This window comes from Streptomyces sp. NPDC099050, from assembly GCF_044759865.1.
Classification (GTDB): Bacteria; Actinomycetota; Actinomycetes; order Streptomycetales; family Streptomycetaceae; genus Streptomyces.
In genome coordinates this window covers 346,949-359,693 of record NZ_JBIWAE010000001.1, presented here as the reverse complement: position 1 = coordinate 359,693, position 12,745 = coordinate 346,949, and the positions used below count along the sequence as shown (strand labels likewise).

The following is a 12,745-nucleotide window of genomic DNA, read 5'->3' as shown; positions in this document are numbered from 1 at the left end:
ATCATGCATATTGCAGCCCGGCCCCGGGCGGCGGCGCCGCACCCGGGCCGGTCCGTGGGGGCCGCCGACCCCCGCGTTCACACGTCCGCGACAATGGGACATCGCAAGGAGCGGGGAGGCGCAGTGCTGGAAAAACTGGAGCGGGAGCTGATGCTGCTCGCTCGGCACCAGGTGCCGGCCCGGCGCGAGCGCGACACCGAACGCCTGGAGCGGTCGGCATACCTGCTGCTCAGCCGGATCGACACACAAGGCCCCATGTCCATCGGGCAGTTGTCGGAGGCGTTCGGGCTCGACACGTCGACCGTGAACCGCCAGACGGCCGCGCTGCTACGCTGCGGGCTGGCCGAACGCGTTCCGGACCCGGAAGGCGGCATGGCCCGCAAGCTGTGCATCACGGACGAAGGCGGTCGCCGGCTCGCCGAGGACCGCGAGATCAACCGGTCCTGCCTGGCCCGGGTGGTCGCCGGCTGGTCCCCCGAGGAAGTGCGGCAGCTGGAGGACTCCCTCGTCCGCCTCAACCGCAGCGCCGAGGCCCTCGAAGGACGGCACTGGCCGCGCCTCGAGGAGAACGGCCCCCGACGTCTCAGCCCATGAAGCCGCCGTAGTAGCCACCGATCCGGCTGTAGTAGTCCGTGTCACCGGCGTGCTTCTCGCTGAAGAATTCGGGAGCGGCCTTGATCTGGTCCTTGGTGCGGTCGACGTGGATCTTCTCGCCCTCCACGTCGACATGGATGACCGTGCCCGCCGGCAGGAGCACCTCTCGGCCGAAGATCCAGGGCCCGGTGTCCACGACGATGTACGAGGTGCCGACCTCGTCGGAGTGCTTGCTCACCTTGCCGATGCTCCCGTCGGCCGCCTCGACCTCGAACCCGCGCAGGTCGACCGCCTCCAGACGGCCCGAAGTCTCGCGGTAGCTCCACACGTTCACGTTCACGGGTATCTCCTTCTCCTCCGGGTCTGCGCACCCGCTCCCCCGTCGTCCGACGCGGGAGCGAGTGCCTCGGCCAGGCGACTGCCCCGAGACCCGGGTCTCACACGTCGTCTCGCCAGCAGGCCATGGCCCAGGAGAACAACCCGAACAGCACGAGCCCGACGGCGACCACCACGAGGAGCCACGGGCCCGCAGGGGTCTGGGTGAACGCACGGAGGGTGTCGTCGACCCCCTTCGCCTTGGCCGGGTCGTAGCTCAGGGCGGCGTGCAGGGCGAAGCCGCCGGCCGCGGCGAAGACGGTGCCGCGCGCCACACCGCCCACCACGCCGAGGAACTCGACCGCCTTGCGGACCCCCTCGGGCTGCCGGTTCATCGCCAGGTGCTTGCGGAATTTGCGCCGCGCGGCCTGTACGGCGATCACGACACCGCCGATGGCTATCCCCACTCCCACGACCGCCACCCACCACGGACCCCCGGGTACATCGAGCACCCGGGCCGTCACGTCACGCGACTGCTCGTCGCCGGACTGGCCGCCGCCACCACCACCGCCACCACCGCCGGTGCCGGCGGCGAAGGAGAGTACGGAGAACGCGGCGACCCCGTAGAACACGGCCCGGGCCGCCGCGGCCAGTCGTTTGCCGGGCTTGTGTCCGTCGGGGCCGGACGCACCCAGCGCCGCCTCCGAAAGCCGCCACAGCGTCATGCAGACCAGGCCGATGCCGACGGCCCATACGAGGAAACCACCGAAGGGCTTCTCCGCGAGCTCCTCCATCGCGCCCGTCCGGTCCGCTTCCCCACTGCTCACGCCGAAGGCGACGCGCACCGCGAGTACACCAACGAGCACGTACAGCAGCCCCCGCGTCACCAGGCCGCACCGCGCGAGCAGGCCTCGCGCCTTGCCACCGCGCGAGGCGGTCTCCAAACCTTCTCGTACCGCTCCGCCAGCCGTCATGCTCCGCGAATACCCTGCATTCCCCGCTCCATGCCCGGCCCGCCGGGGTCACGGGCGCGGTGCGGGGTCCGGAATGTCCGGGCCCCCTGGAGCGGTCGCCCGCGGGGAAGATCGAAGCCACAGGAGCGGCGCGGGAGTTGCCGAGTCCCGCCCTCTCCCACCTTCGCGATCCGTACCCACCGGGGCGGGGGCCGTCGGCGTCGTGGCGCTCCATAGGGTGAGCCCATGCCTGACACGCTGAGTTCGAGAAAGACCGCGTCCGCGCTGCGGACGTCCGCGCGGGTTTCCGCCGAGTTGCTCCTGGTCCTCGTCATGACCGCCGTGACGTTGTGGCTCCTGGGGCGGATGTGGCCGGTGGTCTGGCCACTGGTCGTGGCCCTGCTGCTCACCACGCTGACGTGGCCCCTGGTCGCGTTCCTGCGCCGGCGCGGCTGGCCTCCCGCTGTGGCCGCGTCCTTGGTGACCGTACTGTTCCTCGTGGTCGCCGCGGGCGTCGTGGCGCTGATCGCCGTGCCGGTGGCGTCGCAGGCCGGCGAGCTGGGCGACGGCGTGGTCAAGGGGATCCAGCAGCTGCGCGGGTGGGCTGCCGGGCCGCCGCTGAACATTGGCGACGCCCAGATCACGGCGGCCTTCGACAAGGCGGTCGACCGGGTCCAGAACAGCGTCGGCACCACGGTGTCGACGGTCGCCACCGGCGTGAGCACCGTCTTCAGCGGTCTGGTCACCGCCGTCCTGGCGCTCTTCCTGATGTTCTTCTTCCTCAAGGACGGCCCGCGGTTCCTGCCGTGGCTCACCCGGCAGCTCCCCGGCCGACTCGCCACCGACGTCCCCGTGGTCGCCGAGCGCGGCTGGGAGACCCTCGGTTCGTTCGTGCGCTCGCAGGCGTTCGTCGGGCTGCTCGACGCCGTGTTCATCGGGCTGGGGCTGTGGATCGTCGGTGTGCCCCTGGTGTTGCCGCTGGCGGTACTGACCTTCGTGTCCGCGTTCGTGCCGATCGTGGGTGCCCTGTTCGCCGGCCTGGTCGCGGTGCTCATCGCGCTGGTCTCGAACGGCCTGACGGACGCGCTGATCGTGCTGGCGATCATCATCGTGGTGCAGCAGCTGGAGGGCAACGTCTTCCAGCCGATGATCCAGAGCCGCGGTCTCGGGCTCCACGCGGCGGTGGTCCTGTTGGCGGTGACGCTGGGGGGCAGTCTGGCCGGAGTGGTCGGCAGCCTGCTGGCGGTTCCGGCCGCGGCGCTGATCGCGATCGTGTGGAGGTACCTGCGCGAGCAGCTCGCCGAGCCCGCGGCCGACCCGGAATCCGGCACGCGACCCGACACGGGCTGAACGGGGCCCCGGCTGTGAAGCGGGGGGCGGACGGATGCCGACCGCCCCCCGCCCTCACTCGTCGTACGCCGGCTGCCGACGCGGGCGGATCAGCGGCCGGATCAGCGGCGGGATCAGCGGCCGGCGCCGAAGTCCTGAGTCCAGTACTGACCGGGCTGCGCCAGGCCGATGCCGATCTCGTTGACGCCGCAGTCGAGGATGTTCCGCTTGTGGCCCGGGCTGTTCATCCAGCCCTCCATGACCTTGGCGGCGGTGTCGTAGCCGTACGCGACGTTCTCGGCGTACGTACTCCACTGGTAGCCGGCACGGGTGATCCGCTGCCCCGGGTCGGATCCGTCGGAGCCCGTGTGGGACATGTGGGAGTGGGCCGCCATGTCCTCACTGTGGGCCTGCGCGGCCTTCGTCAGCTTCGCGTTGACGGTCACCGCGGGGCACCCGACGGCGGCGCGCTCCTTGTTGACGAGCGCGAGGACCTCGGCCGGCGCTCCGGAGGGTGCCGCCGAGTCCGAGGGCGCGGGGGTCCCGGCCGGCGCGGCGGGCGGCTGGTCGACCGGCTGCTCGGCGGTCTCGGCGGGGCCGCCGACCTGAACCGGGATCTCCGCGGGCTGCCGCGCGCCGGGGTCCCCGTACGGCTCGCCGTAGGGCTCGCCCTGGGAGTCGGCGTACCAGGGGCGGCTCTCCTGCCCGGCGGCGACAAGCCGCATCGGCCCGGCCTCCTGCGGGTCGAGGCAGGCCATGGCCGTGGTGGGTACGGCCACGAGCGCGAGCGCCCCGATGGCGATGGATATCTTCCTGTGGTGCGTCTTCCTACGGTGCTTCTTCATGCGGGACCTCACTCGGTGATCGCGAAGCTCCCGGCGCCGGACCGCGAAGGCGCCGGAGGAATCGCCATTCTTAGAAGCCCGCCGGCGACCTGGCAAGCCGTCGCCGCTCAGCCGCGCAGGACGTGCGGGAGGCGGCTTGAAACGGCCGCAAGATCGTGCATCCACCCGTCGCGGCCGGTGCCGCACCCGCCTGGCCCGCCGACAGAACCCACCCCCGTCAGCCGTGTTGAAGACGAGGAAACAGGAGCGGCAGCTTCCGTTTCCGGCGGAGTACGGCATGTCATAGCCAAACAAGTACATACGGCGAAATGTCCAAGGCCGAGGATCGCCGAGGACGGCGCCACGGCGGCCTGCGGACCGTGACGCATGTCACGAGCCGGAGGGGGAACCGGGCGACGCTTCGGGGTCGGGTCCGGTGAGTTCCGGCTCAAGGCCCTCGGCCACCGCGCTGCGGCGCCGTCCGGTGTCGGACCGCCAGGCCTCGAAGACCAGCGCCGTCGCGGTGACCACCCCGAGCCCCAGCAACCAGCCGCCCACGACGTCGCTGACCCAGTGGACCCCGAGCGCGACCCGCGTGTAGCCGACGCCCACCACGGTGACCAGCGCTGCCGCCCAGGGCAGCGGACGCCAGGCCCGCGGAACCAGGGGCAGCAGGACCAGCAGCAGGACGGCACACGAGGTGGTCGCCGTCATCGCGTGGCCGGAGGGGAAGGAGAAGCCGGGCGCGTGGGCGACGGGATCCGGCAGGTGCGGCCGCGCCCGCTCCACCGCACTCTTGGCCAGGAGCCCGATCAGACCGCCCGCGATCGCCGTGACGCCGGCCCAGGCCGCCAGCCGCCAGGCGCGCCGGCTCACGAGCCAGGCCACGAGCACGGCGACCATAAGGCGCATGGTGACCGGGTCCCACACCCAGTCCGAGAGCACGCGCAGGAAACCCACCCGGTCCGGGTGGGCGAGCGCGTCGGCATGGAGGCTTTCGGCCGTGCCCTGGTCCAGGCGGCGCAGTGGCGCCCACTGGGACTCCACCAGCACCAGGGCGAGGGCGAACGGTACGGCTGCCACGGCCGTCGCGGCCGCGGCGAGCAGGAGTCTCGCGCCGAAGGTGGCGTCGGGCCCGGCGTGCCGCGCGAGCAGGCTGCGTAGCGGACCTCGCGGATGACGCGGTCCGCGCGGATGTCCGGCTCCTTCCGAATGCCCGGCTCCTACCGGATGCCCGGCTCCTTCCGGATCTCGCTGAACGTGTCGGGCACCCTTCGTGCGCCGTGCCATGGTTGCGGCTTCCTCTCGTGTGCGTGCGGTGGCGGCCTCCGGCCGCCGGTGGCCGGGGTGGTCAGACCCCGGGATCGTTCTTGACCGGTCCCTTGACCCCCGCCCGTACGGCTTCCAGCTGGGCGGCGAAGGAGAGGCCGAGGAAGAGCGCCATCGAGGTCAGGTAGGACCAGAGCACCAGGGCCACGATGGCGCTGAGGGGTCCGTACACGCTGGTGAAGGAGCTGCTCTCGCCGATGTAGAGGCTCAGCGCCCAGGTCGCGAGGTTCCACAGCACCAGGTGGACGACGGCCCCGAAGGCCAGCCAGGTGTAGCCGGGTTGGCGCCGGCGCGGGGAGAGCCGGAAGATCGCGCTGGTGGCGATGACGGCGAGCAGGATGCCCAGCGGCCAGCGCAGGAGTTCCCAGGCCCGCACGGTGTCGGGAGAGAGCCGGTACACCTCGGCCAGCGCACGGGTCAGGTGGGTGCCCAGCACCGTGAGGATGAAACTGAGCCCCAGCGGGAGTCCCGCGAGGGCCGCCATCGCCAGGCCCCGGCCGTACTTGGCGAGGAAGGGCCGGTCCCGCTCGTTGCCGTAGATGCGGTTCGCGCCCCGTTCGACCTGGCAGAGGGCGGTGGTGACGTTGGACAGGGAGAACAGCAGGCCCAGCCACAGCGCGGCCTGGCCGCCGTCGCCGGCGTGGCGTCTGCTCTCGCTGAGCGCTTCGTCCACGACGGCCTGGCCCGGGCCGCTGGTGAGCCCGCGGATGGTGAGCTCGGCGACCCGGCCCACGTCCTCGGTGTGCAGCACCCCGGACAGGCCGACGGCGGCGATGGCCAGCGGGACTATCGACAGGACGGTCTGCAGGGCGAGCGCGCGGGCGTGGCTGAAGCCGTCCGCGTAGCGGAAGCGCACGAAGGAGTCGCGCGCCAGGCTCCAGCCGCCGTAGCGGCGCAGTGCGGTCCACGCCTCGTCGGCGGAGAGTTCCTCGCCGCTCACGTCGTGGCGTTGCGGTACCCGTGTCGCGGTGCCCATCGTGTTCCTGCCTTCTGGTGTCTCGTGGAGCCCGCGGACCTACGGGGCTTGCGGTCGGCCGGTGGTGTGGGGGCGCCGCAGGACTTCAGGACGGTGCGCCGGGGGCCGCCGCCGGAAGCCGCTCGGCGGGCGGGTCCTGCGGCGCCCCGGGAGCGCGGGGCAGGTACAGGAGCAGGGCGCCCGGTTCGATCTCGGCGGTGAGGCGGACACCCTCGCTCACGGCATCACCGTCGAGCTCGCGCGGCTGCGGTACGGCGCAGCGGACGTCGATCCGGGTGGCACTGAAGTACTCCAGCGCTCCCCCGGCCTCGCTCCGCCCGTCCGGGGCGGCCGGGCCGGCGACCGCCGGCGGGCGCCGGCGCAGCGGGCGGGTCGCGAGGTGCCCGGCCGCGGTGAGCCATCCGAAGGGACCGCGCGGGTCGAAGAGCACCACTTCCAGGCGTCCGCTGTCCGCTCTGGCCGCCGGGAGGAGCGGCAGGCCGCCCTGCAGGGTGCCGACGTTGCCGATGACGACCATGCGGGCCCGGCGCCGCAGCCGGCGGCCCCCGTCGATGCGGACCGTGAGGCGGACGCCGGGATCGCCCAGGTGCCGCAGGGCCGACAGGACGTACGCGGCCCAGCCCATCCGTGACTTGAGCCGCGGGGAGGCGTCCCGGACCATCGCGGCGTCGAATCCGGCCCCGGCCATGACGGTGAACCGCATCGGCTCGAGCCCGTCGCCCCGGACCCGGCCGAGGTCGATGCCGAAGCTCTCTCCGGACAGGGACCCGGCCAGGGCGGCGACCGGATCCATCGGGAGGCCGACGTTGCGGGCCAGGAGGTTTCCGGTGCCGCAGGGTGCGACGGCCAGTGGGATCCGCGTGCCCGCCAGGATCTCGGCGCAGGCACGCAGGGTGCCGTCGCCTCCGCAGACCACCACGAGGGCGGGGCGCACGGTACGGAGCTCCTCGGCCAGGGTGCCGCAGGGGAGCTCGGCGGAGGTCAGGATCCACCGGAGGTCCCGGTGGCCGTGCTCGCGCAGGACGGCGGCCAGCCGGTCCGCGAGCTCGTCCGGGCAGCCGTACGGGTGGCGCACGACGAGGACCGGACCACCCGCGGCGCGCGGGGCGGGCACGTCCCGGTCGGATCGCTCCGTCGCGTCGGGCTCCGCGGCGGGCCGTCGCGCGTACAGCAGCGCGAACCCGGTGATCAGCAGGGTCAAGGTGCCGTTGAGCAGGCCGCCCGCCACATCGCTGGGGTAGTGCATGCCGCGGTACATCCGCGACATTCCGACGGCCGGCGGGATCAGCAGCAAGGTGCCCGTCACCACGTAGCGCCACGGGCCGCGCATGCGCAGCGCGGCGATGACGGCCAGTCCCCCGTAGAGCGCGAGGGAGGCGCCGACGTGCCCGGAGGGGAAGCTCGACGTGGGCGGCGCGGCGTCCTCGTGGGGAACCGCGGGCCGCGGGCGGTCCACCAAGGCCGTCACCACCACGAACACCGCCGACTGCGCGGCCACCGAGATGCTGAGGAACAGCGCCTCGCTCCGCAGCGCGACGCGCGGGAGGACGAGCAGGGCGACGACGCAGACCAGGGTCGTGCCGATGACTGCCTGGGTGTCGGCGAGTTCGGAGAACAACCGCGTGACTCCGGTCGTCGCCGGATCCCGGCCCGCTGCCAGCTCCCTGCCGATCGAGGCCTCCGCCGACAGCGGCCAGTAGCCGGCGCCCGGTCCGGTGACCAGCCGTCCCAGCCCGACCATCAGGGCCAGCTGCACCGGAAGGAGCAGGAACGGTCTGGCACCGCGCACGGCGGCGCCGCAGCTTCTCTTCATGGATGCCTTCTGGCCCGCGACCACCGAAAGATGCACGACCCCGGCCCCTGGGCCGGCGGCCCCGCCCCGCAAACGGCGTTGTTGCGGGTTGTTCAGGCTTGTTCAGCCTTGTTCAAGGGGGTAACCCGCCGAACGGAAGCGGAATCCAGTGGGCATCTCGGCCAAGGTTGTCCTTACGCCCCTGCGCGCCCCCGCAGTGACGTTCCATCGTCCCCGTACGGGGGCACCCGCGTGGTGTCGTTGGTTCGTCTACCGAGGAGAGCACACGATGACGACCGTCCTCGTCCTGCACAGCGTCAGCCTCGTCAGGTCGGCTCTCGCCGCCCTGCTGAGATCGGAGGGGCCCTTCGACGTCACGTCGGCGGGCTGGCGGACCGCCTCGCGCCGCGCCGAGTCCTTACGACCAGACGTGACCGTGGTCGACGTCGACTGTCCCGGGGCGGCGGCCGCACTGGCTTCCGGTGGGAACGCCGACCGCCAGGGCCTCCCCTCCACCTCCCGGGTCCTGATGCTCGCCTCGGCCGGGACGCCCGGCACGTTGCACCGGGCCTTCCGGGCCGAGGCCCGCGGATACGTCGACAAGGGCGGTTCGCCCGGGCGGCTCGTCCGGGCGGTCAGCCAGGTCGCCGCGGGAGAGAGGTTCATCGACGCCTCGCTGGCCTCCGCCTTCATGGAGGCGGACCCCGCACCGCTGAGCCGGCGGGAGCTCAGCGTGCTGGCGCGGGCCGCGGAAGGCGATTCCATAGCCGAGATCGCCGGCACGCTGCACCTGGCCACGGGCACGGTGCGCAACTACATGGCCGCGGCGACCCGCAAGACGGGCGCCCGCAACCTCATCGACGCGATCCGGATATCCCGGCGGGAGGGCTGGGTCTGACCGGATCGGAGGCCGCCGCGGGCGGGTACGCAGTACTGTCATGCGTCCGCGGCACGGTTCCACATTCCCACCAGATCCCGGTACAGCGGCGATCTGGCCGGGAGTTCCGCGTGCGTGCCGGAGACGACGCGCGTTCCGTCGAGGACGAGGACCCGGTCGGCGCGGGCCGCGGACGTGATGCGGTGGGCCACGACGACGAGGGTGCCGGGGCGGTCCGCGAGGACCCGTTCGGCGCGCTCCTCGGTACGCGCGTCCAGGTGGCAGGTGGCCTCGTCGAGGAGGAGCAGCGGCGCCGGTGAGAGGTAGGCGGCGGCGAGGGCGAGGTGCTGGCTCTCGCCCCGCGACAGCAGCCGGGGGGACACTTCGCCGTCCAGGCCGCCCAGCCGCTCCACCAGTGCGTCCAGCCCCAGTCGGGCGACGGCGCTTCGTACCTGTGCGTCCCCGGGCAGGTGGCCGTCCGGGGTCGCGGCCAGGTGGGTGAGGTTCTCGCGCACGGTGCCGGTGAACACGTACGCCTGCTGCGGCAGCAGGGTGCGCCGCGGGTCGGGACCCCCGGCTCCGGGTTCCCGCCGGGCGGACTCGCCCGCGACGAGGACCGTTCCCGCGCCGGGGGACAGCATTCCGGCGAGCAGGGCGGTGAGCGTGGACTTCCCGATGCCGCTCGGTCCGACGACGGCGAGGTGCTCGCCGGGCCGCACCACCAGGTCGAGGGCGTCGAGCACGGGCGCCGCACCCGGGCCGTAGGCGAAGGTGACGCCGCGGAGTTCGGCCGCCGCCGTGGACTGGGCGCCGGCCCGCGGACCGGCGTGGCCGTGCGCCCGCGGCTGCGTCGTGCCGCCGCCGTCCCCGGTCGGCGGCGCCGGGGCGCAGAAGCGTTCGAGGACCACCAGCAGGCGGGTGCCGGCCGTGCCCAAGGCGGCCATGAGCGTGTCGAGGGCGGGCAGCAGGGCCTGCACCAGGTAGGTGAGGGCGCCGGCCAGCGTGCCGGCGGTGATGCCGCGCGCGAGGAGCCAGGGCGTCGCGACGAGCAGTGCGACCACCGGCAGCCGGCCTGCGATACCCAGGGCCAGCGTGCGCAGGGCCGACCAGTGCGCGAGGCGGCTCGCGAGCCGTTCCTGGGTCGCGATGAGGGGCTCCACCCCGGCTTCGGCCGCGGACGCCGCGCCGCAGGCCACGATGTCGCGCAGCCCTTCCGCCACCGCTCCCACCCGGTCCGACAGCGCCTCATCGGTGTCGAGCCACCGGCGTTGTACGGATGCCATGGGCCGGAGCGTGGCCAGGAAGGCGGCCGCTCCCAGCAGCAGCGGGGGCAGCACGATCAACAGCAGGACGGGGGCCAGGGCCGCCATGCCCGCGATGGCCCCCACGGCGGTGAACACGAAGGAACGTGCCGTGAGGACGAGTCCCGCGAAGGAGTCCCGGGCCATCTCGGTCTGCTGGGTCAGCCGGGACACGGATCCGGTGTCGGGCGCGCGCGCCGGGTCGCCGACCGCCCGGTCCAGCGCCTGCCGCACCGCCCGCCTGACCAGGCCGTCGCGCAACGGCTCCACGAGGTCAGCGAGTTCGGCGAAGACGCCCCGGAGCGCGAACCCGCCGAGCAGTGCGCCGGCTCCGGCCGCGGCCAGCCAGGCGAGGCCGACGGATACGTGGCCGGCCAGGAAGCCGTCGTCGAGTGCGCGGGCCACGCCGTAGCCGCCGAGGAACGTGTGCGCGGACTCCAGGAGCGACCACGCCGCCAGTCGTACCACGGTGCCCTTGCGGCCCCGTAGGAAGCGGCGGCCCTCGGGGGCCACCCGCCGCCAGGTTTCGGCCTCGGTCACCGCGCCGCCCCTTCCTTCTCCGGGGGTGCCGACCGCTCGTCCGCCTCCGCGAGCCCTTCCGCTCCGGGAGCCGCTTCCGCCTCTGGCGTCCCTTCCGCTTCCGGGAACCCTTCCGCTTCCGGGGCCCCTTCGGCTTCCGGAGGCCCTTCCGCTTCCGGGGACCCTTCGGCGAACACCGCGCGGTAGGCCTGCTCGTGCCGCCACAGCTCGTCGTGGCTGCCGGTCCCCCGTACCCGACCGTCCTCGAGCCATACGACGAGGTCGGCGCGGACCGCGGACGAGAGGCGGTGCGCCACCACGATGCGGGTGCCCGGCCGCACTTCGTGGGCGAGGGCCCGCTCGACCTCGCGGGCGGTGACGGTGTCGAGGCTCGAGGTGGCGTCGTCCAGCACGAGGAGCCGGCCCGCTCGGCAGAAGGCCCGTGCCAGCCCCAGGCGTTGGACCTCGCCGCCGGACATCGGGGCGTCGGCGAGTCGCGTGTCGTACCCCTGCGGGAGGCGCGCCACGAACGCCTCGGCGCCCGCCGCGCGGGCCGCGGCGCGGACTGCTTCGCGGCCGGGGTCCGGACCCGGCCCGAAGCCGATCGCGCCGCCGACCGTGCCGCCGAGCAGCGCCGGCCGGTCGAAGGCGTACCCGACCTCGCGGCGCAGCGCCTCGGCGGTCACCTCGCGCAGGGGTACGCCGTCCAGCAGGACCTCGCCCGCGTCGGGGTCGGTGAGCCGGCCGGCCACGGCGGCGAACAGCGTCTTGCCGGCCCCCGACCTGCCCACCACGGCCACCGTGGCGCCTCCGGGGACGACCAGGTCGATGTCGTGCAGGACCGTCGATCCGCCGCGCACGACCCGGACTCCGCGCAGTTCCAGGGTGCCGGGGCCGCCGTCCGGCAGCTCGGCCCGGCCGTGGTCGAGTACGGGAAGGGAGAACAGCACGGCGGTCCGCCGGGCTCCGGCCCGGCCGCGGACGACGGCCGCGAGGCCTCCGGTCACGGCGCCGACTCCGGCGGCGAGGCCCGCGTACCGCGCCGCGGCGAGGAGTTCGCCGACGCCCAGGGCGCCGGCCGACAGGCGGATGCCGCCGACGGCGAGAACCGCGTAGAGGAGCATCGGCATGAGGGCGGTCGAGCGGGCCGTGGTGCCGCCGTAGACCTGCCACATGCGTCGGCCCTCGGTGCCGAGTTCGGGCAACTGGGCAAGGATGCGGGCGCGTTCGCGATCCGCGGTACCGGCGGCGGCGATCGTGCGGGCCCCGGCGAGCGCCTCGACGAGCCGGCCGGCGGTCGCGAGCTGCACCTGCTGGTAGCGGGCGACGCTCGTGCGGGTGTCCCGGGCGAAGGCGCGCAGCAGGAGCACCAGGAGCGGAACGCCCGCGAGGAAGGCGAGCGCGGTCCACAGGTCGATGAGGAGGAGCGCGGCGATCGCGCCGAGCGGCGGCAGCAGGGCGGCGACGGCGTGGGCGACGGCGGTCGGTACCTTCCCGGCCTCTACGGCGTTCGCGGTCAGCCGCGCGGCGGTTTCGCCGGGTGCGTGGCGGGCCGCGTGGTGCGGGGCCGTCCGCAGCAGCCGGGCGAGCCCCAGCCTGCGCAGTCGGGCGGTGGAGCGGCCGTCCACATCTCCGGACAGCCGTGCGGCGGCGGCGTCCAGTACCACTTCGGCCGCGATGACCGCGGCGCACAGCAGCGTCCAGGCCCGGCCCGCGGGATCCCGGCGGAGCAGCAGGTCGAGGGTGTGGCCGAGGACCACCGGTTCGGCGAGCGCCGCCGCGGCGGCGGCCACCGTGCATGCCAGCAAGGCGACGGTGCGCCCACCGCTGTGCCGTGCCGCCGCCACGAGCGCCCGGTCGGCGGCGCGTGCGAGGGCCTGCTCCTGCGCGGTGTCGGCCTCCGGACCGGGGGCTTTCATCGGCGGATGCCTCCAGG

At 73.8% G+C, this 12,745-nt stretch carries 11 protein-coding genes; 3 read left to right on the top strand and 8 right to left on the bottom strand.

The features are described 5' to 3' along the window. Positions 1 to 93 precede the first annotated feature (93 nt). The gene (locus ACIQV3_RS01625) at positions 94 to 594 is read left to right on the top strand and encodes a MarR family winged helix-turn-helix transcriptional regulator (RefSeq protein WP_403708626.1); all 501 of its coding nucleotides are present in this window, start codon (positions 94 to 96) and stop codon (positions 592 to 594) included. On the opposite strand, the gene ACIQV3_RS01620 is transcribed toward ACIQV3_RS01625, so the two are convergent. Both ACIQV3_RS01620 and ACIQV3_RS01615 read right to left on the bottom strand, forming a co-directional pair. Then, complete coding sequence (locus tag ACIQV3_RS01620) at positions 584 to 934, bottom strand: PRC-barrel domain-containing protein (protein ID WP_403708624.1); 351 nt, start codon at positions 932 to 934, stop codon at positions 584 to 586. The two genes, ACIQV3_RS01625 and ACIQV3_RS01620, sit on opposite strands and share 11 nt — an antisense overlap. Positions 935 to 1,031: 97 nt before the next feature. Then, a complete protein-coding gene (locus ACIQV3_RS01615) occupies positions 1,032 to 1,883 on the bottom strand; it encodes a DUF1206 domain-containing protein (protein WP_403708622.1) in 852 nt (283 codons plus the stop codon). Positions 1,884 to 2,108: 225 nt separating this feature from the next. Between ACIQV3_RS01615 and ACIQV3_RS01610 the strand changes: the two genes are divergently transcribed. Then, entirely contained in the window at positions 2,109 to 3,212 is a 1,104-nt protein-coding gene (locus ACIQV3_RS01610; protein WP_403708620.1) for an AI-2E family transporter, read from the top strand. A gap of 113 nt (positions 3,213 to 3,325) precedes the next feature. On the opposite strand, the gene ACIQV3_RS01605 is transcribed toward ACIQV3_RS01610, so the two are convergent. From ACIQV3_RS01605 to ACIQV3_RS01590, 4 genes are all read right to left on the bottom strand, one after another. After that, positions 3,326 to 4,036, bottom strand: a complete 711-nt coding sequence (locus ACIQV3_RS01605) for a CAP domain-containing protein (RefSeq protein WP_403708618.1) — start codon at positions 4,034 to 4,036, stop codon at positions 3,326 to 3,328. Between the two features lie 369 nt (positions 4,037 to 4,405). Beyond that, complete coding sequence (locus ACIQV3_RS01600; protein ID WP_403709140.1) at positions 4,406 to 5,170, bottom strand: phosphatase PAP2 family protein; 765 nt, start codon at positions 5,168 to 5,170, stop codon at positions 4,406 to 4,408. Between the two features lie 196 nt (positions 5,171 to 5,366). After that, the gene (locus ACIQV3_RS01595) at positions 5,367 to 6,320 is read right to left on the bottom strand and encodes a YihY/virulence factor BrkB family protein (RefSeq protein WP_403708616.1); all 954 of its coding nucleotides are present in this window, start codon (positions 6,318 to 6,320) and stop codon (positions 5,367 to 5,369) included. Positions 6,321 to 6,405: 85 nt separating this feature from the next. After that, positions 6,406 to 8,133 (bottom strand): diacylglycerol kinase family protein, encoded by a 1,728-nt coding sequence (locus ACIQV3_RS01590; protein ID WP_403708614.1) that lies wholly within the window; start codon positions 8,131 to 8,133, stop codon positions 6,406 to 6,408. A gap of 268 nt (positions 8,134 to 8,401) precedes the next feature. Here ACIQV3_RS01590 and ACIQV3_RS01585 point away from each other — a divergent pair, with 268 nt between their 5' ends. Further along, positions 8,402 to 9,010 (top strand): LuxR C-terminal-related transcriptional regulator, encoded by a 609-nt coding sequence (locus ACIQV3_RS01585; RefSeq protein WP_403708613.1) that lies wholly within the window; start codon positions 8,402 to 8,404, stop codon positions 9,008 to 9,010. A gap of 38 nt (positions 9,011 to 9,048) precedes the next feature. Here the strand turns inward: ACIQV3_RS01585 and ACIQV3_RS01580 are convergent, their stop codons facing one another. Beyond that, the gene (locus ACIQV3_RS01580) at positions 9,049 to 10,830 is read right to left on the bottom strand and encodes an ATP-binding cassette domain-containing protein (protein WP_403708611.1); all 1,782 of its coding nucleotides are present in this window, start codon (positions 10,828 to 10,830) and stop codon (positions 9,049 to 9,051) included. Beyond that, a complete protein-coding gene (locus ACIQV3_RS01575) occupies positions 10,827 to 12,728 on the bottom strand; it encodes an ABC transporter ATP-binding protein (protein ID WP_403708609.1) in 1,902 nt (633 codons plus the stop codon). The genes ACIQV3_RS01580 and ACIQV3_RS01575 overlap by 4 nt, the downstream gene beginning before the upstream one ends. Positions 12,729 to 12,745 lie beyond the last annotated feature (17 nt).